The sequence below is a fragment of the Tritonibacter aquimaris genome, assembly GCF_009617595.1.
Classification (GTDB): Bacteria; Pseudomonadota; Alphaproteobacteria; order Rhodobacterales; family Rhodobacteraceae; genus Epibacterium; species Epibacterium aquimaris.
In genome coordinates, this window is record NZ_WIXK01000002.1 from 159,578 (window position 1) to 181,105 (window position 21,528).

General features: G+C 53.4%; 19 protein-coding genes. 10 read left to right on the forward strand and 9 right to left on the reverse strand.

Features of this window, described 5'->3' with window-relative positions; genetic code table 11:
* The first annotated feature begins 75 nt into the window (after positions 1 to 75).
* Genes rho through GG681_RS04365 form a run of 6 tightly spaced genes read left to right on the forward strand, consistent with a single transcriptional unit; the run spans position 76 to position 6,881 of the window.
* Positions 76 to 1,347, forward strand: a complete 1,272-nt coding sequence (gene rho, locus GG681_RS04340; protein ID WP_153545479.1) for a transcription termination factor Rho — start codon at positions 76 to 78, stop codon at positions 1,345 to 1,347.
* A gap of 31 nt (positions 1,348 to 1,378) precedes the next feature.
* Positions 1,379 to 2,662: a tRNA uridine-5-carboxymethylaminomethyl(34) synthesis GTPase MnmE gene (gene mnmE, locus GG681_RS04345; protein WP_153545481.1), complete on the forward strand. Its 1,284-nt coding sequence runs from the start codon at positions 1,379 to 1,381 to the stop codon at positions 2,660 to 2,662.
* 12 nt (positions 2,663 to 2,674) lie between these two features.
* Entirely contained in the window at positions 2,675 to 4,555 is a 1,881-nt protein-coding gene (gene mnmG / locus GG681_RS04350; RefSeq protein ID WP_328593259.1) for a tRNA uridine-5-carboxymethylaminomethyl(34) synthesis enzyme MnmG, read from the forward strand.
* Positions 4,548 to 5,165, forward strand: a complete 618-nt coding sequence (rsmG, locus tag GG681_RS04355; protein WP_153545483.1) for a 16S rRNA (guanine(527)-N(7))-methyltransferase RsmG — start codon at positions 4,548 to 4,550, stop codon at positions 5,163 to 5,165. The genes mnmG and rsmG overlap by 8 nt, the downstream gene beginning before the upstream one ends.
* Complete coding sequence (locus GG681_RS04360; RefSeq protein WP_328593260.1) at positions 5,158 to 5,967, forward strand: ParA family protein; 810 nt, start codon at positions 5,158 to 5,160, stop codon at positions 5,965 to 5,967. Before rsmG ends, GG681_RS04360 begins: the two co-directional genes overlap by 8 nt.
* A gap of 20 nt (positions 5,968 to 5,987) precedes the next feature.
* Positions 5,988 to 6,881: a ParB/RepB/Spo0J family partition protein gene (locus tag GG681_RS04365; protein WP_153545487.1), complete on the forward strand. Its 894-nt coding sequence runs from the start codon at positions 5,988 to 5,990 to the stop codon at positions 6,879 to 6,881.
* On the opposite strand, the gene GG681_RS04370 is transcribed toward GG681_RS04365, so the two are convergent.
* The 4 genes from GG681_RS04370 to rph are packed head-to-tail and all read right to left on the reverse strand — an operon-like array spanning position 6,871 to position 9,697.
* Positions 6,871 to 7,224, reverse strand: coding sequence for a YbaN family protein (locus GG681_RS04370; RefSeq protein ID WP_153545489.1), 354 nt, complete (start codon positions 7,222 to 7,224; stop codon positions 6,871 to 6,873). The two genes, GG681_RS04365 and GG681_RS04370, sit on opposite strands and share 11 nt — an antisense overlap.
* Position 7,225: 1 nt before the next feature.
* Positions 7,226 to 8,380 carry a radical SAM family heme chaperone HemW gene (hemW, locus tag GG681_RS04375; protein WP_328593261.1) on the reverse strand — a complete coding sequence of 385 codons (1,155 nt, stop codon included), beginning with the start codon at positions 8,378 to 8,380 and terminating at the stop codon, positions 7,226 to 7,228.
* Entirely contained in the window at positions 8,373 to 8,987 is a 615-nt protein-coding gene (gene rdgB / locus GG681_RS04380; RefSeq protein WP_153545493.1) for an RdgB/HAM1 family non-canonical purine NTP pyrophosphatase, read from the reverse strand. Before rdgB ends, hemW begins: the two co-directional genes overlap by 8 nt.
* The gene (gene rph / locus GG681_RS04385; RefSeq protein WP_153545495.1) at positions 8,984 to 9,697 is read right to left on the reverse strand and encodes a ribonuclease PH; all 714 of its coding nucleotides are present in this window, start codon (positions 9,695 to 9,697) and stop codon (positions 8,984 to 8,986) included. The genes rdgB and rph overlap by 4 nt, the downstream gene beginning before the upstream one ends.
* A 153-nt stretch (positions 9,698 to 9,850) precedes the next feature.
* Between rph and hrcA the strand changes: the two genes are divergently transcribed.
* Entirely contained in the window at positions 9,851 to 10,915 is a 1,065-nt protein-coding gene (gene hrcA / locus GG681_RS04390) for a heat-inducible transcriptional repressor HrcA (RefSeq protein WP_153545497.1), read from the forward strand.
* Positions 10,916 to 10,924: 9 nt separating this feature from the next.
* Positions 10,925 to 11,485, forward strand: coding sequence for a nucleotide exchange factor GrpE (locus GG681_RS04395; RefSeq protein WP_153545499.1), 561 nt, complete (start codon positions 10,925 to 10,927; stop codon positions 11,483 to 11,485).
* Between the two features lie 105 nt (positions 11,486 to 11,590).
* On the opposite strand, the gene mutS is transcribed toward GG681_RS04395, so the two are convergent.
* Together mutS and GG681_RS04405 are read right to left on the reverse strand one after the other, a co-directional pair.
* Complete coding sequence (gene mutS, locus GG681_RS04400; protein ID WP_153545501.1) at positions 11,591 to 14,224, reverse strand: DNA mismatch repair protein MutS; 2,634 nt, start codon at positions 14,222 to 14,224, stop codon at positions 11,591 to 11,593.
* 83 nt (positions 14,225 to 14,307) lie between these two features.
* Positions 14,308 to 15,153 (reverse strand): flagellin N-terminal helical domain-containing protein, encoded by an 846-nt coding sequence (locus tag GG681_RS04405; protein ID WP_153545503.1) that lies wholly within the window; start codon positions 15,151 to 15,153, stop codon positions 14,308 to 14,310.
* Between the two features lie 337 nt (positions 15,154 to 15,490).
* Here GG681_RS04405 and GG681_RS04410 point away from each other — a divergent pair, with 337 nt between their 5' ends.
* Together GG681_RS04410 and GG681_RS04415 are read left to right on the forward strand one after the other, a co-directional pair.
* Complete coding sequence (locus GG681_RS04410) at positions 15,491 to 17,746, forward strand: NADP-dependent malic enzyme (protein WP_153545505.1); 2,256 nt, start codon at positions 15,491 to 15,493, stop codon at positions 17,744 to 17,746.
* Between the two features lie 5 nt (positions 17,747 to 17,751).
* A complete protein-coding gene (locus tag GG681_RS04415) occupies positions 17,752 to 18,630 on the forward strand; it encodes a ribokinase (protein ID WP_153545507.1) in 879 nt (292 codons plus the stop codon).
* Between the two features lie 17 nt (positions 18,631 to 18,647).
* On the opposite strand, the gene msrA is transcribed toward GG681_RS04415, so the two are convergent.
* The 3 genes from msrA to GG681_RS04430 all read right to left on the reverse strand — a co-directional run bounded on the left by msrA (position 18,648) and on the right by GG681_RS04430 (position 21,505).
* A complete protein-coding gene (gene msrA / locus GG681_RS04420; RefSeq protein ID WP_153545509.1) occupies positions 18,648 to 19,313 on the reverse strand; it encodes a peptide-methionine (S)-S-oxide reductase MsrA in 666 nt (221 codons plus the stop codon).
* A 119-nt stretch (positions 19,314 to 19,432) separates the two neighbouring features.
* Positions 19,433 to 20,227: a M48 family metallopeptidase gene (locus GG681_RS04425; protein ID WP_194287138.1), complete on the reverse strand. Its 795-nt coding sequence runs from the start codon at positions 20,225 to 20,227 to the stop codon at positions 19,433 to 19,435.
* Between the two features lie 234 nt (positions 20,228 to 20,461).
* Entirely contained in the window at positions 20,462 to 21,505 is a 1,044-nt protein-coding gene (locus GG681_RS04430; protein WP_153545513.1) for a YjgN family protein, read from the reverse strand.
* Between the last annotated feature and the right edge of the window lie 23 nt (positions 21,506 to 21,528).

The following is a 21,528-nucleotide window of genomic DNA, read 5'->3' on the forward strand; positions in this document are numbered from 1 at the left end:
CCATCCGGGATTCCGATTTTTCCGTATTCATATAACGAACGCCCCATTCATCATGGGCATAGAGGCCGTGTAATCATGACCGTGCAAACTCTGAACCTGTCAGATCTAAAGGCGCAAAGCCCCAAGGCGCTTTTGGCCCAGGCCGAAGAGCTGGAGATCGAAAACGCCTCTACCATGCGTAAGGGTGAAATGATGTTCCAGATCCTGCGTGAACGCGCAGATGAAGGCTGGGAGATCGGTGGTGACGGCGTTCTGGAAGTGATGCAAGACGGCTTTGGCTTTCTGCGCTCCCCCGAAGCAAACTATCTGCCGGGTCCTGACGATATCTATGTTTCGCCGGAAATGATCCGCCAGTATTCGCTGCGCACTGGTGATACCGTTGAAGGTCAAATCAAAGCACCCTTGGAAACTGAGCGTTATTTTGCGCTGACCAATGTCACCAAGATCAACTTTGAAACGCCTGAAAAAGCGCGCCACAAGATCGCCTTTGATAACCTGACGCCGCTGTATCCCGATGAACGTCTGAAGATGGAGATCGAAGATCCCACCGTCAAAGACCGTTCGGCCCGTGTGATCGATCTGGTTGCTCCTATTGGTAAGGGCCAGCGTTCGCTGATCGTAGCTCCGCCACGGACTGGTAAAACGGTTCTGCTGCAAAATATCGCCCACTCGATCGAAAAGAACCATCCTGAGTGTTATCTGATCGTTCTCTTGATCGATGAGCGCCCCGAAGAGGTGACCGATATGCAGCGCTCTGTAAAAGGTGAGGTGGTGTCCTCAACCTTTGATGAGCCGGCCACACGCCACGTTGCAGTGTCTGAGATGGTGATTGAGAAAGCCAAGCGTCTGGTCGAGCATAAACGAGATGTTGTCATTCTTCTCGATTCTATCACAAGACTTGGTAGAGCGTTTAACACTGTGGTGCCATCTTCGGGTAAGGTTCTGACCGGTGGTGTTGATGCAAACGCCCTGCAACGTCCCAAGCGTTTCTTTGGTGCAGCCCGAAATATCGAAGAGGGTGGCTCGCTCACCATCATCGCAACCGCGCTGATCGATACCGGTTCGCGGATGGATGAAGTTATCTTCGAAGAATTCAAAGGCACCGGTAACTCTGAAATCGTGCTGGATCGTAAGATCGCGGACAAGCGCGTATTCCCGGCGATCGATATTCTTAAATCCGGTACCCGTAAGGAAGACCTGCTGGTGGATAAGGGCGACCTGGCGAAGACCTTTGTGCTGCGCCGCATCCTCAACCCGATGGGGACCACAGACGCGATTGAATTCCTGCTTTCCAAGTTGAAGCAGACCAAATCCAATGGCGAATTCTTCGATTCAATGAACACCTAGACCGCAGGCCGGCAACAGGAGAGGTCGACAGATGGATACGATCTTTGCGCTGGCTTCCGCCCAAGGAAAGGCCGGGGTTGCGGTGATCCGCATCTCTGGCCCTGACGCGTTTGTGGTGGGTGCTAAAATTTGCAGCTCGCTCCCAGCCGGCGGCAAAGGGCTGCGAAATCTCAAAACACAGGCCGGCGAGCTTTTGGATCAGGCATTGGTTTTAACCTTTTCCAATCCGGGAAGCTTTACTGGCGAGGATGTGGTTGAGCTGCAAACTCATGGCAGTGTTGCTGTCATATCTGCGCTTATGGCTGAGCTTGAAACCTATTCTGAGCTGAGGGTGGCTGAACCGGGAGAGTTTACCCGCAGGGCGCTTGAAAATGGGCAATTGGATCTGACTCAGGTGGAAGCCTTGGCCGATTTGATTGAATCTGAAACTGAAGCACAGCGCAAACAAGCGCAGGCGGTGCTTGCCGGCGGGTTGTCAACGCTTGCAGAGGCATGGCGCAGTAAACTCATTCGCGCAGCGTCCTTGATCGAAGTAACAATCGATTTTGCAGACGAAGAAGTACCGGTGGATGTAACGCCCGAGGTGATCACGCTCTTAGCTTCTGTCCATGAAGGTTTGGAAAAGGAAGTCGCCGGCGTTCAAATCGCTGAACGGATCCGTGATGGATTTGAAGTGGCAATTATCGGTGCCCCAAATGTTGGGAAATCCACCTTGCTCAATGCTCTGGCCGGCCGTGAGGCTGCTATCACTTCGGAATTTGCCGGCACCACACGCGACGTGATTGAAGTGCGGATGGATCTGGCTGGGCTACCTGTAACTTTGCTGGACACCGCCGGCTTGCGTGAGACTGATGATCACGTCGAAGGTATCGGGATTCAACGTGCACGCCAACGCGCTGAAGCAGCTGATATGCGGGTATTCATCGCTGAATCTGATGATGATCTGGATATCGAGAAGCGTGACGGAGATATCAGGTTTTCACCAAAAGCCGATATCAACCCAGACGCAAAAGATGCGATTTCTGGCAAAACCGGGCAGGGGGTTGAACAGTTGGTTCAGCATGTCTCATCGGTATTGGTCGAAAAGTCCAGTCATGCCGGCCTGGCGTCGCGCCAACGGCATCGTCTATCTTTACAAGCGGCGCTGCAATCGCTTCACTCCGCGCAGGACGTGGTGCAGCGCGGCCCCGAGTTTTATGATATAGCAGCAGAAGATATGCGTTCGGCCATTCGCCATCTGGAAATGTTGGTTGGTCGAATTGGAGTGGAAAATCTTTTGGACGAGATATTCTCCAGTTTTTGCTTAGGAAAATGAGGAGTGTTTCACGTGAAACATTCGAGCTATGACGTAATAGTTGTTGGCGGCGGGCACGCCGGCGCCGAGGCAGCCCACGCAGCCGCACGAATGGGTGCGCGCACGGCTCTTATCACGCTGAGCCGTGATGGTATTGGCGTGATGTCCTGCAACCCCGCTATTGGTGGTCTGGGAAAAGGCCACCTTGTTCGAGAGATCGATGCGCTAGATGGTGTCATGGGTACGGTTGCGGATGCTGCCGGCATCCAGTTTCGTCTTCTCAATCGCCGTAAAGGGCCGGCAGTGCAGGGGCCTCGTGCGCAATCTGATCGGGCAATCTATCGCAGCGCAATGTTGGCACTGACAGAAGCGCAGGAAAACCTCGATATTGTCGAAGGCGAGGCTGTAGATTTTCTAATGAGCGGACAGGCAGTCTGTGGTGTTCAACTTGCAGATGGCAGTGAAATTCAGGCTCATTCTGTCATCCTAACCTCGGGGACCTTTCTGCGCGGGGTTATCCATATTGGTGATGTATCACGTCCGGGTGGGCGCATGGGGGATAAGCCTTCGGTGCGTCTGGCTGAACGGTTGGACAGTTTTGCGCTGCCACTCGGCCGTTTAAAAACAGGGACTCCGCCAAGATTGGATGGGCGGACCATCAATTGGGACATTCTGGATGAACAGCCGGGCGATGAAGACCCAACGCTCTTCTCCTTTTTGTCGACGTCCACGCAAGCAAAACAAATCTCTTGCGGGATAACCCATACCAACGAACAGACGCATGATATTATCCGCGCCAACCTGGACCGCTCTGCGATGTATGGTGGTCACATCGAGGGGGTTGGCCCCCGGTACTGCCCATCGATCGAAGATAAAATCGTACGTTTCGCCGATAAAACATCCCATCAGATTTTTCTTGAACCTGAGGGTGTTACGGATCACACGGTATATCCAAATGGGATTTCGACCAGCCTGCCTGAAGAAGTGCAGCTGGATTATGTGCGCTCAATCGCGGGTCTCGAAAAGACTGAAATTATTCAGCCTGGATATGCGATTGAATATGATTATGTTGACCCGCGCGCCCTTACTTTGGACCTCTCGGTAAAGGATGTCCCAGGTTTGTATTTGGCCGGGCAGATCAACGGAACCACTGGTTACGAAGAAGCAGCTGCCCAGGGGCTGGTTGCCGGCCTAAATGCGGCGCGCCGCGCTCAGCAAAAAGAGCCGATTCATTTCTCGCGTTCGAATAGCTACATTGGCGTGATGATTGATGATCTGACAACCAGCGGCGTGAGCGAACCCTATCGCATGTTCACATCACGAGCAGAGTTCAGGTTATCTCTCAGAGCGGATAATGCCGATCAACGCTTAACACCTTTAGGGCTTGAGCTGGGCTGCGTTGGCGAAAAACGGTCTGAGATCTTTACCCAAAAGATGGAAAAGATTAGTACCGTTCGTGGTGCTTTGGACGGTGCAAGTTTTACGCCCAAAGAAGTTCTGGGGGCAGGGATTAAAGTGAACCAGGACGGTAAGCGTAGATCTGGCCTAGACGTACTTGGATTTCCCGACGTTTCGTTTGAGGACATTCTGCCGCTGCTGCCGGAACTAGATCAAACCGATGAACCGGTTCGACGCCAAATCGAACGAGACGCGTTATATGCCAATTACATCTCGCGGCAAGAACGCGAGATCGCAGCTATGAAGCGCGATGAAGGTTATCGCATTCCTGTTGATTTCGACTATGCGATGCTTGAAGGGCTTTCCAATGAGTTGACCCTGAAGCTTGAGCGCGCGCGCCCAGCAACGCTTTCGCAGGCATCGCGAGTTGAGGGGATGACTCCGGCCGCTCTGGCTTTGTTGTTGGCGCGCCTTCGTAAGGATACGGAGAAGAAGGCACGTGTGCAAAATGGATAAGGCTGAACTTTCGCAATTCGATGTTTCACGTGAAACAATGGAGCGCCTTGAGAAATTTGAGCAGGTTATTCTTAAGTGGAACCCGAAGATCAACCTGGTTTCGAAAAATAGCCTAAAAGATTTGTGGCGCCGACATATTGTCGATTCCGTCCAGGTGTTTCGAAGTGTTCCCAATCCAGTAGATCACTGGGTTGACATCGGATCAGGGGGCGGCTTTCCTGGCGCGATAGTTGGTATTCTTTGCGCGGCCGAAAGTCCGGATACCAATGTCACCTTGATTGAAAGTGATCAGCGAAAATGCGCTTTTCTTCGCAATGTTGCGCGGGAATGTAGTGCTCCTATCAAGGTGATCACTGGTCGTATTGAAGCAGTTGAACCGCAGAACGCTGACGTTTTGTCTGCCCGTGCTCTTGCTGATCTTTCGGATCTTTTGGAGTTTTCTGAGCGACATCTTGCTGAAAAAGGGCTCGCCGTGTTCCCAAAGGGGGAGACCTGGAAAAAAGAAGTGGATAACTCTCGAGCGCGATGGAGCTTTGATCTGGAAACGGTTAAAAGTCAGACAGAGCCAAGCGCCGTTATTTTGAAAATAAAGGGAGTTGCCCGTGTCTGACTACAGCCGCCCGGTTGGGCCTCGTATTATCGCGGTAGCAAACCAAAAAGGGGGCGTTGGCAAGACAACTACTACCATCAACCTCGCTGCTGCTTTGGTGGAAACCGGAATGCGTGTGCTTGTGGTTGATCTTGATCCGCAGGGTAACGCGTCTACAGGTCTAGGGATCGAAACAGTAAATCGGGAAAAGACGTCGTACGATCTATTGGTCGAAGATGCGCCTCTGCCAGAGGTCATCCAATCAACCGAGATTGAGGATCTTTGCATAATTCCTTCAACGGTGGATTTGAGCTCAGCTGATATTGAACTCTTCACCAATGAAAAGCGTAGCTTCCTATTGCACGACGCATTGCGGCAGGTGGCGATGGATGATTATGACTGGGATTACGTCCTGATCGATTGCCCGCCGTCTTTGAACCTTCTGACAGTAAATGCAATGGTTGCGTCTCATTCGGTTCTCATCCCGCTGCAGAGTGAATTCTTTGCGCTGGAGGGGGTCTCGCAGTTGATGATGACAATTCGCGATGTGCGGCAATCCGCCAATCCGAATTTGCGTATTGAAGGTGTTGTGCTCACAATGTTTGATCGGCGCAATAACCTATCACTTCAAGTCGAACAAGACGCGCGCGACAACCTTGGTGAGTTGGTCTTTGAGACAAAAATCCCGCGCAATGTTCGGGTCAGCGAAGCACCATCATTTGCTTTGCCGGTTTTGAACTATGATAGCAATTCTCTGGGGGCTAGAGCGTATCGCGCGTTAGCCGTCGAGATATTGGAAAAACATCAAAATATCGCGGCTTAACGCGGGCGGAGGCACACTATATGGCAAAAGAAAAAGGGAAACCCCGCGGTCTTGGTCGCGGACTATCGGCACTGATGGCAGACGTAAATCCTGAACCTGTGAGCACTGAAACACAGGCGCCGCGTAACGCGGAAATACTTGTTCCTATCGAGAGAGTTCAAGCAAACCCTGATCAGCCGCGGCGTCAGTTTGTTCAAGATGACCTCGATGACCTGACGGCATCTATCAAAGAAAAAGGCGTATTGCAGCCACTGATTGTGCGTCCGCGCAATGGTGGAAGCTACGAAATTGTAGCGGGTGAACGCCGCTGGCGCGCAGCTCAGGCGGCGCAGCTTCATGAAGTTCCGGTTCTTATTCGGGATTATTCTGATCTTGAAATGATGGAAGTGGCCATCATTGAAAACATCCAGCGCGCTGATCTCAATGCGATGGAAGAGGCGCTGAGCTATAAACAGCTGATGGAAAAGTTCGGCCACACCCAGGAGAAAATGGCAGACGCGCTTGGTAAAAGCCGCAGCTATATCGCCAACCTGGTCCGTCTGCTGCATCTTCCTGATGATGTGCAGCTTATGGTGCATGAGCGCCAGCTTTCGGCTGGGCATGCACGGGCGTTGATTACTTGTGACAATGCTTCTGATCTTGCGCGAAAGATTGTCAAAGGCGGTCTCTCTGTTCGCGCAACCGAGGCTTTGGTGAAAAAATCGGTTGCAGGAGACAAACCTGCTGCACCGCGTAAGGCCAAAGCAGCGGGTGAAAAGGATGCAGATACCCGCGCATTGGAAGATGATCTGTCAGCGGCACTTCGTATGAAAGTATCGATTGATCACAAACCTGGCGGCGAAGCGGGTTCGATCACTATCAGCTATAATGATTTGGATCAGCTGGATGAGCTGTGTAATCTGCTCAGCCGTTAGGGCGAGACCAGATAAAGATCAACACGCAGGACAGCGTCGCAGCTTGGATCAGAAGAATATGCTGCGCCAGCCCAGCAAAGGCTGAAATTAAAAAGACAGCGGCAACAGAAACTGTTGCCGCTTTTTTTGCGCCGGGTCGAATGGCACCGCTTTGCTGCCAATCAACGATTATCGGGCCAAACGTGTTGTGGCCAAGCAGCCAATTGTGAAGTCGCGAAGAGGATCGAGAAAAGAAGAACGCAGCCAGCAATAGAAATGGAACAGTAGGGAGGAGGGGGAGTATGACGCCAACCGCCGCGCAGGCCACGCAGAGCACACCTAATCCAGCATAAAAAAATCGCATATCAATCCACTAGCAATTCGCGGAGCACGGCGTTCAGAACCGCTCGCCCCTGATCGGTCGCGCATATTCTGTCATTAGAGATAGACAACATTCCAAGATCCACAAGATGTTCAATACGATCTTGTGGCAATTCGTAGCCAGCGAGCTGCTTGAAACGCGCCGGATCCAACCCTTCCTTCAAGCGCATTCCCATCATCAGGAACTCAACGGCTGCGTCCTCTCCGGGCAAGGCTTCTACGTGTGAATAGCCACTTCCAGCTTTTACAGCTGCCAACCATGCTCCTGGCGCACGGTGGCTTTCTGTTGCGTGGCGTTGACCGCCTTTTGTGATGCGGCCATGTGCTCCGGGCCCAATGCCTACATAGTCGCCATAGCGCCAGTAAATCTGGTTGTGCCGAGATTCAGCATCAGGGCGCGCGTGGTTGGAAATCTCATATCCTGGCAGGCCATGCGCGGCGCAAATCTCTTGGGTGGCTTGATACATATCGGCGGCATTGTCATCTGTTGGAAGATTGCGCAGTTTGCCGCGCGCGTAGCGATCACCAAAAGCGGTGCCTTCTTCGATGGTCAACTGATAAAGGGACAGGTGATCAATCGCCATCGACAGCGCTTCGTTTAGTTCTGATTTCCAGTCAGCAAGGCTTTGGCCCTGCCGGGCGTAAATCAAATCAAAGCTCACCCGATCAAAACACTGACGCGCCACATCAAAGGCGGCTTTAGCCTCAGCTGCGCTGTGTATTCGGCCAAGCCGGCGCAGATCCTGATCGTTGAGTGCCTGAATACCCATTGAAATCCGGTTTACACCGCCATCGCGATAGCCGGCAAAACGCCCAGCCTCGACAGATCCCGGATTAGCTTCGAGAGAGATTTCAATGTCATTGGCAAAGGGCCAGATGCTGCGAGCTTTTTCGATCACGCCGGCAACGGTTTCTGGCAGCATCAAACTGGGGGTGCCGCCACCGAAAAAGATAGAGTTCAGAACCCGACCGGAGAGCTCAGGCGCGATCCGATCAAGTTCTAGGCAATAGGCATCTAGCCATTGTTTTTGTTCGACCTGGCGCACAACATGGCTGTTGAAATCGCAATAGGGGCATTTGGCCTGACAGAAGGGCCAATGCACATAGAGACCAAATCCCCCATTTCGCCAATCATCCACCAAAACAGCCCTGAACAAATTTGGCGAGCGCACGGCCGCGATGGCTGATTTTATTCTTTTCGGACTTGTCCATTTCGGCGCAGGTTATGTCATATCCTTCGGGGACAAACATGGGATCATAGCCAAAGCCACCTTCGCCCCGGATAGGCCAGATCAGGGATCCTGGCATAACACCTTCGAACACCTCATCGTGCCCGTCCGGCCAGGCAATAACCAGCGTGCAGCGAAACTGTGCTGTGCGCGGTGCGTCGGCGCCCTTGGCAGTGATCTCATCATTGGCGCGGGTCATGGCCATCATGAAATCGCGACCGTTTTCAGTTTCTGCCCAGTCGGCGGTGTAAACACCAGGTGCGCCGTCAAGTGCATCAATGGTGATGCCGCTGTCATCAGACAGTGCAGGCAGACCCGTGGCTTTGGCAGCTGCGTGGGCTTTGATGCGCGCGTTGCCAACAAATGTATCTTCGGTTTCTTCCGGCTCTGGTAGGTTCATCTCGCCGGCACCAACAACGCTCACCCCAAACGGGGCGAGGATTTCGCTGATTTCGGTAAGCTTGCCTTTGTTGTGGGTGGCGACAAGAAGCTTGTCGCCTTTAAATTCCCGGCTCATTTCGCGGCTGCCTTCTGCATTTCAGCAAGTTCAGAGGTGCCCTTTGCGGCCAGATCCATCAGCTCGTTCATCTGATCGCGTGAGAACAGTGATCCTTCGGCAGACATCTGAACCTCAATGAGTTTGCCGGAACCGGTCATGATGAAGTTGCCATCCACACCCGCCTCAGAGTCTTCCGGATAGTCTAGATCAAGCACGGGCTGGCCCGCATAGATACCACAAGACACGGCAGCAACCGGGTCAATCAAGGGGTCAATAGTCACATCACCCGCTTTCATCAGCTTGTTCACTGCAAGGCGCAATGCAACCCAGCCGCCAGTGATCGAGGCACAGCGGGTGCCGCCATCGGCCTGCAATACATCACAGTCCACGGTGATCTGGCGCTCACCTAGGGCAACGCGATCAACACCTGCACGCAGCGCTCGCCCGATCAGGCGTTGAATTTCAACAGTGCGTCCGCCCTGTTTGCCGCTGGCTGCTTCGCGACGCATGCGGGTGTTGGTGGCGCGGGGCAGCATGCCATATTCAGCGGTGACCCAACCAAGCCCGGAGCCTTTGATAAACGGGGGAACCCGGTCTTCGATTGTAGCAGTGCAAAGCACATGCGTATCACCAACCTTGATCAGGCAGGAGCCCTCGGCATGTTTGGTAAAGCCAGTTTCAAAAGAGATGGCGCGCATTTCATCAAGCTGTCGTCCGGAGGGTCGCATGTGATATCCTTTATCTACTGTAGTTGGGATAGCCTTCGCACCCCGGTATTTGCAAGACGGATTGATCAAATGCTTGCCACTGGAGGATGACATCTCTTTGCATTCGGATTATTTATTTCTGGACCATTGGACTGCAATAGTGACAGCGCTCATATGACTGAAGATCAGCCTATCCTTGAACATCTGAACGATCGCTCCAGAGATGTGTTTCGCGCTGTTGTGGAGTCTTATCTAGACAGCGGCGATCCTGTAGGAAGCCGAACATTGACACGGTCGCTGAATGAAAAGGTTTCAGCCGCGACAGTGCGCAATGTGATGCAGGATCTTGAACACCTCGGCCTATTGGACAGCCCACATATTTCCGCAGGACGTATTCCCACCCAGCTTGGGCTGCGAATGTTTGTGGATGGGCTGCTGGAAGTTGGCGATCTGGGATCCGATGATCGCAAAAAGATCGACGCAACACTTGGTGAAAGCGCCGGTGATGTGGAAGGGCTGCTTGATCGTGTTGGTGCAGCGCTTTCTGGGGTGACGCAGGGGGCTTCGCTGGTTCTTACCCCAAAACACGAAGCAGAAGTGCGCCATATTGAATTTGTCTCACTGGCCCCTGATCGCAGTCTGGTTGTTTTGGTGTTTTCAGACGGTCACGTGGAGAACCGACTGTTCACGCCGCCGCCGGGTCAAACACCAAGTTCGATGCGGGAAGCCGCGAATTTTCTGAATTCGCTGGTCGAAGGGCGCACGCTGAGTGAAATCCGACGTGATATTCAAACCCAGGTAGACGCCCGTCGTCAGGAAATCGATGTCCTGGCGAGTGATCTGATCGAGAGCGGTTTGGCCCAGTGGGACAGCGACAATTCAGACAGCGCACGTTTGCTTGTGCGTGGGCGTTCGAATCTTCTGTCCGAAGGCGGCGCCGAAGAAGAGCTTGATCGGATGAAGGTTCTATTTGATGACCTTGAACGCAAGCGAGATATTGCTGATTTTCTCAAACTGACTGAAGAAGGCGACGGTGTGCGCATTTTTATCGGTTCTGAGAACAAACTTTTTTCACTTTCGGGTTCCTCTTTGGTGGTCTCTCCATATATGAACGCTGATCGAAAGATAATGGGTGCTGTTGGTGTGATTGGACCCACGCGCCTGAACTACGGACGAATTGTGCCGATCGTGGATTACACGGCGCAACTGGTCGGCAAAATCTTGTCCGACCGGAGTTAGAGGTGAAACATGGCAGAGCCCAAAAACGACGATTTTCTGGATGACATTGACGCCGCGGAAGCGGAAGAGCTGGCAAGTGAGATCGAAGAGATCGATGAGGAAGCGCTGGAAGTGGAAACACTGCGCGCTGAACGCGATGAGCTGAAAGACCGCTTTATGCGCGCGTTGGCTGATGCTGAAAACGCCCGCAAGCGTGGCGACAAAGCCCGCCGTGAAGCAGAGCAGTACGGCGGCTCCAAACTGGCGCGTGATCTGTTGCCGGTATTTGACAATATGAAACGCGCGGTAGAATCCGCCAGTGACGAGCAGAAAGAAGTATCTGCTGCGCTGATCGAAGGTGTTGAGCTGACCTTGCGCGCACTGCTTGATGTGTTTGGCAAACATGGCATGCGTATTGTAACGCCAGAAGTTGGTGACCGCTTTGATCCGCAGCTGCATGAGGCGATGTTTGAAGCGCCGGTGCCGGGGACAAAAGCTGGCGATATCATTCAGGTTTCTGCTGAAGGGTTTATGCTGCACGACCGTTTGCTGCGCCCGGCGCAGGTTGGAGTGTCTTCAACTCCGGCCTAGTACACTGGGTGAAAGCATAAGGAAAACGGCCCCGATGGGGCCGTGCCTTCGGCGAGAGTATTTGTGAAAAGATGAAGATGCGGCGGGGAATTCCCCGCCGTTTTACTATTTTGAGGTCACAGCGTCTTTCAGACGATAAAGCGCTTCAAGTGCGTCACGTGGCGACAGATCATCTGGATTGATCTCGGCCAGGATGGCATCAATTGGCGATGCTGTGGCCTTTGGTTGTGGAGCAGGCGCTGCTGCAAACAAGGGAAGGTCATCAATTTGGACGGAACCGCCACCACCTTCGCGGCTGCTTTTTTCCAGCATATCCAGCACGTCGCGCGCCCGTGTCACGACAGATGCTGGCAGACCCGCGAGCTGTGCAACCTGAACCCCGTAAGAGCGATCTGCAGCTCCTTTGCGGACCTCGTGTAGGAAGATGACTTCACCTTCCCATTCTTTGACGGAAACCGTTGCGTTGTCGACACCGGTGAGTTTCGCAGCGAGTTGGGTGAGCTCATGATAATGGGTGGCAAAAAGCGCTCGGGATCTGTTGACCTCATGCAGATGTTCGAGCGTGGCCCAGGCGATGGAGAGCCCGTCATAGGTGGCGGTTCCACGGCCGATTTCATCGAGGATGACCAGCGCGCGATCATCCGCCTGGTTCAAAATTGCGGCTGTTTCCACCATCTCTACCATGAAAGTAGAGCGGCCCCGTGCCAGATCATCAGAGGCCCCAACCCGGCTGAAGAGCTGGCTGACAAGCCCGATGTGGGCGCTGTTCGCTGGGACATAGCTGCCCATCTGCGCAAGTAGCGCGATCAATGCGTTTTGGCGCAGGAAGGTCGATTTACCGGCCATATTCGGGCCAGTCAGCAGCCAGACTGCTGCACCGTCACTGGCGGTGAGGTCACAGTCATTGGCGACAAAGGGATCCCCCCCTTGCTGGCGCAAAGCCTGTTCCACAACCGGGTGACGACCGCCTGAAATAGCAAAGGCACGGCTGCTGTCGACGGTTGGTTTGGTCCAGTTCTCGGCGCGGGCCAGATCGGAAAGCGCAGTGATCAAATCAAGCTCAGCCAAACCACGTGCCGCCTGGTTCAGCTGTGCCGCACTTTCCATAATTGCGGCAGAAAGCGCCTGATAGAGCCTCTTTTCTGTCTCTAATGCAAGGTTTCCGGCGTTTAGAATGCGGGTTTCCAGCTCGGAGAGTTCAACAGTGGTGAACCGTACCTGATTGGCGGTGGTCTGCCGGTGGATGTAAGTTTCCGACAGCGGAGCTGACATCATTTTTTCCGCATGCACGGCGGTGGTTTCGATGAAGTACCCCAGCACGTTGTTGTGTTTGATCTTCAGCGCGTTGACCCCGGTGTAGTCTGCGTATTTCTGTTGGAGCTGTGCAATGACGCTGCGACCTTCGTCACGCAGGGTGCGGGCTTCGTCCAGTTCCGGATCATAGCCTGGCGCGATAAAACCGCCATCGCGGGCCATCAAAGGTGGCTCGGCCACCAGCGCGGCATCCAGCAGCGCCAAGAGATCATCAAAGCCGGTCAGATTGTTTAACGCATCGACAATCAGGGCTGGCAGTTCGGCCGTATCACAAAGCGCGCGAATTTCTTCTGCCTGGGTGAGACCATTGCGGATCGCCGCGAGATCACGTGGCCCGCCGCGTTCCAATGCGAGGCGAGATAGCGCGCGATCAAGATCTGGGGTTTTGCGTAAAGCCGCGCGCAGATCTTCAGAGAGGGCGTGTTCAGCGACTGCAAAATCCAGCGCGGAGAGACGGGGGTGGATCACATCGAGACTGCGCGAGGGGCTGGACATGCGTTGTTCGAGCAGGCGTGCGCCGCCCGGGGTAACAGTACGATCAACGACAGAGAGCAGTGAGCCTGCGCGCCCACCAGAAAGAGAGCGCGTGAGTTCCAGGTTGCGCCGGGTGGCTGCGTCGATCTGAATGGTGCGATCTTCAGATTCCTGAACCGGCGGCTGCAGCAGCGGCAATTTGCCTTTCTGGGTGATCTCTAGATAGTCAATCAACGCGCCCATTGCTGAGATTTCTGCGCGTGAAAATGTACCAAACCCCGAAAGCGTGGACACGTTGAACAAGCTACAAAGCCGTTTTTCCGCTGCCGTGCTGTCAAAGCTGGCTTTGCCAATGGGCGTAAGCGGGATCTTATACTCGTCTGCAAGTGGGCGGCAGTGATCAAACACAGTGCCATCAGCCACAATCAATTCAGATGGGGCAAGGCGCGCCAGTTCAGGTGACAGGCGCACCTTGGCGATGGGCATCACGTGAAACGCACCAGTTGAAATATCTGCCCAGGCAAGCGCTGCTGCATCGCGAAGTTCTGTATAGGCGACAAGGAAATTGTGACGCCGCGCCTCAAGCAGTGAATCTTCTGTCAGGGTACCAGGGGTGACAAGCCGTACGACACCGCGTTTGACCACGGCTTTGTAGCCACGCTTTTTCGCTTCTGCTGGGCTTTCCAGTTGCTCGCCGACTGCAACGCGAAAGCCTTTGCGGATCAATGTCAGAAGATAGCCTTCTGCGGCGTGAACCGGCACGCCACACATTGGAATATCTTGACCTTCGTGTTTGCCACGTTTGGTCAATGCAATGTCGAGCGCCTCTGCTGCGTTGACGGCGTCGTCAAAAAACATCTCGTAGAAATCGCCCATACGATAGAAGAGCAGGGCATCAGGGTACTGCGCCTTGATGTCGAGATATTGTGCCATCATTGGCGTCACAGTCATATGGTTGTCCCCCGAAAATCCAATGCCAGAGATCTACAATGGCAGGACTCCGAGGGAAACCCGTATGTGTGTGAGTGAGGGCGTTAGTAGAGCGCCAGCAGAGTGGTAGGAGCGGAGTTTGCGATCGAAAGGGACGTAAGTCCGAGCTGCTGTTGCACTTCGAGAGCCTTCAGTTTCGCCGCGGATTCCTCAATATTTGTGTCTATTAACCCGCTTAGACCTTTCTTGGTTTCAAGCGCCTGTCTGGCAATGACGTCTTGCTGCTCGGAGATCCGTGATGCAGCCGCGCCCAGGCTTGCGGCACCGTCAACGGCAAATTGCAAGAAGCCTTCGATCTCATCCAGAGCTGTCCGCGCGCTGGCAGCATCGGTTACCGCGGTGCGACCATTGATATCAAAGTTTGGGCTGGATTCGAGATCAAGACTGTCCACCTGGATGTTGGAAAGGGTTGGCGTGCCGCCACCGGTTTTGTCCAAAGAGGCGGCAACCGTGATTGCGCTTGCGCCATTGCCATCGACATCAGTGCGAAGCAGATTAGCCCCGTTAAACTGCGACGACGAAATGACCGAGTTTATCTGATCGGTTTTCTGGGCAAGCTGCGCTTCTACTTTAGAAAAATCGACAACACCGCTGCTGCCCAAAATAGCTATTTGTTTCATTTCATTAAGGGTGTCTGTAACAAACTCAGCGCCAGCTGATGCCACCCCCAATGTGGCCTCGCCCAATGACAGGGCGTCAGACAGCCCACTATATCCGCTCAGGTCTGAATTCATCAGTTCAGAGATCGCCCATAAAGCAGCATTATCTTGCGGGCCATTTACCGTTTGCCCAGTGGAAATTTGATTGTGAGTGGTCTGTAGACTTTGGTTGGTACCACCCAACATCTGAAGCGCAGTCATGGCCCCAGTGTTGGTCTGAAAGTGGATCATGGCTTTCTCCTGTTCGGAAGACGAGACAACCGGGTTTTCCGGCAAAGAAGGCCTTTCTGGCTCTGGCGTGTTTGGCTTTTGCCCATCAGTGGCGTGTTAACGTTTCACAACTCGCATTAAGGATTGCTTTGGAATTGGCGCTTTGCGGTGTCTAAATTGTGGCAAAATTGTGTGGGTTGCCTGCAAATGAATCGATTTGTGACGTTTTGATTGCTCCAAGATCTTAGTTTTTGAAATTTTATTTCACGATAGGGCTAACATTTGACCCAGGTACATTGAGCAGCGTCAAAGCCTGCGGTAAGGATTGTGCAAACCACCAAAGGACGTCCTTCCTGCCATGCCCAAAGCAAAAATAACGCGCGAAGAAGCGCTTGCCTTCCACCTCGAGCCCACTCCCGGCAAATGGGAGGTACAGGCAACTGTGCCTATGACCACCCAGCGGGATCTGTCTTTGGCCTATAGCCCTGGCGTGGCCGTTCCGTGTGAAGACATCGCTGAAAACCCTGAGCTGGCGTATGATTACACCAACAAGGGCAACCTGGTTGCGGTGATTTCAAACGGCACAGCGGTTTTGGGCCTTGGTAACCTTGGAGCGCTGGGTTCCAAGCCGGTGATGGAAGGGAAGTCAGTCCTTTTTAAACGGTTTGCAGATGTGAACTCGATCGATATCGAGCTCGACACTGAAAACCCGGATGAGTTCATCAATGCGGTAAAACTGATGGGGCCAACCTTTGGCGGCATCAATCTTGAAGATATCAAAGCGCCGGAATGTTTCATCATTGAGCAGAAGCTCAAAGAAGAAATGGATATTCCGGTTTTCCACGATGACCAACACGGCACGGCAGTTATCTGTGCGGCGGGTCTGATCAATGCGTTGCATCTTTCGGGCAAAAAGATTGAAGACGTCAAAATTGTTCTGAACGGTGCAGGGGCCGCGGGCATTGCCTGTATCGAGCTCCTCAAGGCAATGGGCGCGCAGCATCAGAACTGTATCGTCTGTGACACCAAAGGCGTGATCTATCAGGGTCGTACCGAGGGTATGAACCAGTGGAAATCGGCCCATGCCATCACCACGGATCTGCGCACGCTTGAAGATGCGATGAAGGGTGCAGATGTCTTCCTTGGCGTATCTGTCAAAGGTGCGGTGACGCAGGAGATGGTCAAATCGATGGCCGACAATCCGGTGATTTTTGCCATGGCAAACCCGGATCCGGAAATCACCCCAGAAGAAGCCCATGAAGTGCGCGTTGACGCGATTGTTGCCACCGGCCGTTCGGATTACCCGAACCAGGTGAACAACGTTCTGGGCTTTCCGTATCTGTTCCGCGGTGCGCTTGATATTCATGCGCGTGCGATCAATGATGAGATGAAGATTGCCTGTGCACATGCGCTTGCAGGGCTTGCACGCGAAGATGTGCCAGATGAAGTTGCATTGGCATATGGCAAAACGCTGGCCTTTGGCCGTGACTATATCATCCCAACACCGTTTGATCCGCGCCTGATCCATCGTATTCCGCCAGCGGTTGCCAAAGCCGGCATGGAGACCGGGGTGTCGCGCCGCCCGATCATCGACATGGAAGCCTATGAGCTGAACCTCAAAAGCCGCATGGATCCAACCGCTTCGATCCTGCGCGGTCTGAATGCCCGCGCGCGCTCGTCGCAAAGCCGCATGATCTTTGCAGAAGGTGATGATCCACGGGTGCTGCGCGCAGCGGTGACCTACCAACGCTCAGGTTTTGGTAAGGCTCTGGTTGTTGGCCGCCCAGAAGATGTGAAACAAAAGCTCGAAGCCAGCGGCCTGGGCGATGCGGTGCGCGAGTTGGAGGTGGTCAACGCGGCCAATACAACCCAGTTTGAGACCTATAAAGAGTTTCTCTACAACCGCCTGCAGCGCAAAGGGTTTGACCAGAAAGACATTCACCGTCTTGCCGGCCGTGACCGCCATGTGTTCTCGGCTCTGATGCTGGCGCATGGTCAGGGTGACGGGCTGGTGACCGGTGCAACCCGCAAATCGGCCTATATTCTGGACCGGATCAACCATGTGTTTGATGCGGATGCCAATCATGGTGCAGCCGGCGTGACCGCGTTGTTGCACAAGGGGCGGATTGTTTTGATTGGCGACACATTGGTGCACGAATGGCCCAATGAAGAGGATCTGGCCAATATCGCAGAACGTGCTGCTGGTGTTGCACGCCACATGGGCCTTGAGCCACGTGTCGCATTTGTCAGCTTCTCGACCTTTGGTTACCCGGTTTCTGAACGGGCGGAGAAAATGCACCTCGCGCCGGCTGTGCTGGATAGACGCGGTGTGGATTTTGAGTACGAAGGCGAAATGACCGTTGATGTGGCATTGAACAGCCGTGCACAGGAAGCTTATCCGTTCCAGCGCCTGTCTGGCCCGGCCAATATCCTGATCGTGCCTGCGCGTCACTCTGCTTCGATCTCGGTCAAGCTGATGCAGGAGATGGGTGGGGCAACTGTGATTGGTCCAATCCTGTCTGGTGTAAACAAACCCATCCAGATCTGTTCTACGAATGCTACCGCCAATGATGTGTTGAACATGGCGATCCTGGCAGCAAGCAACGTGGGATAACACCAATGGCCATCTGGAACCTCGGCTCAATCAATCTGGACATCGTCTATTCCATGTCGCGCCTGCCCTTAGCGGGTGAAACATTGGCGGCAGATCGGGTCGAGCAGTTTCTGGGTGGCAAAGGTGCAAATATGTCTGTTGCGGCGGCACGCGCTGGCGCAACAGTTCACCATATCGGTGCCATCGGCCCCGATGGTGAAAATGCCCGGACAAAACTAGATAGTTTTGGCGTTGGGATTGATCACGTTGTGACGCTAGATCGGCCAAGCGGACATGCGATTATTGCCGTGGCTGCAGAGGATGGTGAAAACCAGATCATCCTTTTTGCTGGCGCCAATCGCGCCATCACAAAAGATCAGGTGCGGATGGCATTTGCAAATGCGCGCGAAACTGATCTGTTCATCACGCAGAACGAAACCAACATGCAGCTTGAGGCCGCAAAGGTCGCCAAGGAAAAAGGCCTGCGTGTGTGTTATGCGGCAGCACCGTTTGATGTGGAAGCCGTGCGCCAGATCCTGCCTTACCTGGATTTTCTAATCCTCAATGAAGTTGAGGCAGAGCAGCTCGAAGCAAGCATTGGCAAAGCACCACAACAGCTGGGGATCCGTGATGTGATCATTACCTTGGGTGCGGATGGTGCGCGTCATTTCGCGGGTGATACGGGCGAAATGCGTACTGTTGCAGCCCATAAGGTAGAAGCAGTTGATACCACCGGGGCCGGCGACACATTCACCGGCTATGTGCTGGCAGGGCTCGATCAGGGTCTGAGTATGGCTGATGCGATGGAGCAGGCCAGCCGCGCCGGCGCTTTGATGGTTATGCGCCACGGAACCGCTGATGTGATCCCAACTTTGGCTGAGGTCAAAGCAGCCTCTTTTGATTAAAAAGGCTGCTGCTTTAGCTAGTGCTTATCCGCAAAAGGCGCTGCATTACCCCAAAGCTGTTTAACGCGTGTATCTCGGCCACAGGCCTGACGATAGCGTTTGTAGGCCTCAGCCTGGCGTTTGGGGCCGAAGCGGGTGAATACGACTTTGTCCCCTTTGTAGTAATCTTGATGGTAGGCTTCGGCCTTGAAAAAGGTTCCCAGCGGTAAAACAGGGGTCACTACCTTTTGGCCGAGGTCAGATTGTGCTTTGGATATTGCGGCTTCGGCCAGTGCTTTTTCGCTGTTGCCAGATACAAAGACTGCGCTGCGATAGCTTTCACCGCGGTCGCAAAACTGGCCACCTGCATCGGTTGGATCAATGGAGCGGAAAAACAGATCCAGCAGTTTGGCGCGGCTCACTTTGGCGGGGTCAAAGGTGATTACGACCGCTTCGTAATGCCCGGTGCCACCTTTGCCGACCTGCTTGTAAGTTGGGTTTTCCAGCGTGCCGCCAGTGAACCCCGACACCGCACCAAGAACCCCAGGTACGCTTTCAAAGTCGCTTTCAACGCACCAGAAACATCCACCCGCCACAGTAAGCGTTTCCGGGCTGGCTGCGGATGCCTCATGGGATTTGGCAATCAGCGCGACCGAGATGAAAATTGTCAGTGCAACTGGCTTCCACTTGCGAAAAAGGGACATGGTGAACCTCAAAATCCTACGTCTGATCGCAAATTTGCAGGGTGGCTTTGAAATATCAAATCATGCTTTTGAGAGTAACTCGGACGTGATGGTCATGTGAAACTCTGTGATTTGTTGCTTTAGTGTCTATGCCGGTTCAATTCATCGATCTGTTCAATGCGGTCACTGTGTGTTGGGTGGGTTGAAAACCAGGCCGGCGGCTCCTCGCCATCGGAGAGATCCGCGAAGAAACGTTTGAACCCTTCGGAATCATATTCGCTCTTGTTGAGCAGGCGTACGGCAAAACGATCCGCCGACAGCTCATGTTTGCGCGAATAAGAAAGTGATGCAAACGCCTGCCCTTCAAGCAGGAGGTCTTCTAGAACAGGGCCAACATCACCCGCCATCATGGATATGATGAGATAGAGCGACAAGGAACGATAGACCTGTCTCAGCCCGTGTTCTTCCACCACATGGCCCATTTCATGTGCCAAAACGCCGGCGATAACATCGGGATCCGCGCCATAGCCTGATACGAGCGCATCGCTGATAATGATGGTTCCACCCGGTAGCGCGGCGGCGTTTGCACCCATTCCAGGCATATCCCGAAACACAAGTTTGAAGCTGTCTTCGGTGCCAAGCGCATGACGCAGATCGTCCAGAATGGCGTTTTGAGCATCTTTCTGCTCTTGCGACAGGCTGCTGGCTTCCAACATGGTGAAATCCATTGTTTCAAGCGTCGCGCGATCGACCTGCCGTATCATTGGTTCCGGTGTCATCCAAACCGCGATGGTCACCATAGCTGGGATGGCCCATTTCCATAATGCCATCGAACCAATCATACACAGCACAGCCAAGGCGATCAGGCGCGGGTGAAATTGTTCAAACAGCCGCAACAGGCGATGGCTGAGAGGCTCCTGCATCAATAAAGACACACGTGAATCCTCTGTTTGAAAGAGCCACCCGTCTGCGAAGTATAAGTTTCTAGTACCGCCACCCGCCGCTTGATCCAATGAGGTCTGGGATGGCTCAGATTTTGACAGAACGGTTTTTTCAACCGGGTCTATAAGAAAGATCCAGTCATCGCGCACATCGATTTGTGCCGCGAACCGTTCAGAAGAGCCGGGCTTGAACGCCCAGCCCTTCAAGGGGATGTCCGAAAAAGACATTTATACCGGAAGCCCATACTCCACGCCTTCCATATCGGAGAAAGCATCGCCAATGGCATTGGTTTCACTGATGATTTCACCTTTGAAGTCGTCAAGGGAACCGTTGGGTTTCAAAGCGCTGTTCTGTGCCAGATAGCGATGCATACGGACCTGCGCCCAGGGGAGCATAAAGCCAAGTGTCAACAACACAACAACAAGGTTGGATACTGCGATCCACAGCAAAGCAGAGGCTTTTACGGTGGATTGGAAGCCGTGCTGCTTTTCACCAAGCGTCGTGCTGGCAAAAATATGATTTCGGATCAACGCCTGATACATGACACCAGCAAAGGCAAATGAAATCAGCGCAATAAAGTAACCGATTACCAGATTGAGCGCGGCACCCACAGGCATCTGCTCAATGTCAAAGCCTGAGATGAGGAGCGGTTGCAGGAACACGGCGAAAGCAACGGCAAGGCCCGCGAGGCCAATCGCAAATGCCGCCAAAAATGCCATGTAAAAGGGTTTAATGCCTGAATCGAAATGGAACGGTGTTTTCCCAAGGCGGTGATTGTTGATGCCATATCTTTGCACAGCGCGCTGCAGGAAAGGCAGGGTTGTATAGGCGGTCAGCAATGACAGAATAGGGTAGATAAAGACCAGCAAATACAGTTTTCCCACTTTGCCAACAAAGTCAAAACGAACGTTTGACCAGCTGCTGTTGCGGGCGTTGAAGCGCATGCCTCGCAGTAAAATAACCGGAATTACAAGGGCATAGGCGATCAAAATGAACAGCGGAAAAACCGGGTGTAGAAGGACGCTCATCGAATACACCAATAATGCAGCCGCTACGAGGGCACGCCCGATCAGGATTTGCATACCGGTGGCGTGATAGTCAAAGTTACGACCGGCGACCCAGGTGTTTTGATAAAAATACTTTTTGGTGCGCACTTTTGCCCAGGCAGAATATATGCCGAGCGTTACAATCGAAAGAAGCAGGTTTACGATCCAGATCCCAAACCATTCTCGTGCGGATCCGCGGAATTCAAAATTCTCAGGCGTTTGCATGAGTTTTCCAGTCAATATCACAA

What these genes read in the sequence shown, in the direction of transcription:
- rho (WP_153545479.1), top strand. Translation starts at nt 76, where the DNA reads ATGACCGTGCAAACTCTGAACCTGTCAGATCTAAAGGCGCAAAGCCCC.
- mnmE (WP_153545481.1), top strand. Translation starts at nt 1,379, where the DNA reads ATGGATACGATCTTTGCGCTGGCTTCCGCCCAAGGAAAGGCCGGGGTT.
- rsmG (WP_153545483.1), top strand. Translation starts at nt 4,548, where the DNA reads ATGGATAAGGCTGAACTTTCGCAATTCGATGTTTCACGTGAAACAATG.
- GG681_RS04365 (WP_153545487.1), top strand. Translation starts at nt 5,988, where the DNA reads ATGGCAAAAGAAAAAGGGAAACCCCGCGGTCTTGGTCGCGGACTATCG.
- GG681_RS04370 (WP_153545489.1), bottom strand. Translation starts at nt 7,224, where the DNA reads ATGCGATTTTTTTATGCTGGATTAGGTGTGCTCTGCGTGGCCTGCGCG.
- rdgB (WP_153545493.1), bottom strand. Translation starts at nt 8,987, where the DNA reads ATGAGCCGGGAATTTAAAGGCGACAAGCTTCTTGTCGCCACCCACAAC.
- rph (WP_153545495.1), bottom strand. Translation starts at nt 9,697, where the DNA reads ATGCGACCCTCCGGACGACAGCTTGATGAAATGCGCGCCATCTCTTTT.
- hrcA (WP_153545497.1), top strand. Translation starts at nt 9,851, where the DNA reads ATGACTGAAGATCAGCCTATCCTTGAACATCTGAACGATCGCTCCAGA.
- GG681_RS04395 (WP_153545499.1), top strand. Translation starts at nt 10,925, where the DNA reads ATGGCAGAGCCCAAAAACGACGATTTTCTGGATGACATTGACGCCGCG.
- mutS (WP_153545501.1), bottom strand. Translation starts at nt 14,224, where the DNA reads ATGACTGTGACGCCAATGATGGCACAATATCTCGACATCAAGGCGCAG.
- GG681_RS04405 (WP_153545503.1), bottom strand. Translation starts at nt 15,153, where the DNA reads ATGATCCACTTTCAGACCAACACTGGGGCCATGACTGCGCTTCAGATG.
- GG681_RS04410 (WP_153545505.1), top strand. Translation starts at nt 15,491, where the DNA reads ATGCCCAAAGCAAAAATAACGCGCGAAGAAGCGCTTGCCTTCCACCTC.
- GG681_RS04415 (WP_153545507.1), top strand. Translation starts at nt 17,752, where the DNA reads ATGGCCATCTGGAACCTCGGCTCAATCAATCTGGACATCGTCTATTCC.
- msrA (WP_153545509.1), bottom strand. Translation starts at nt 19,313, where the DNA reads ATGTCCCTTTTTCGCAAGTGGAAGCCAGTTGCACTGACAATTTTCATC.
- GG681_RS04430 (WP_153545513.1), bottom strand. Translation starts at nt 21,505, where the DNA reads ATGCAAACGCCTGAGAATTTTGAATTCCGCGGATCCGCACGAGAATGG.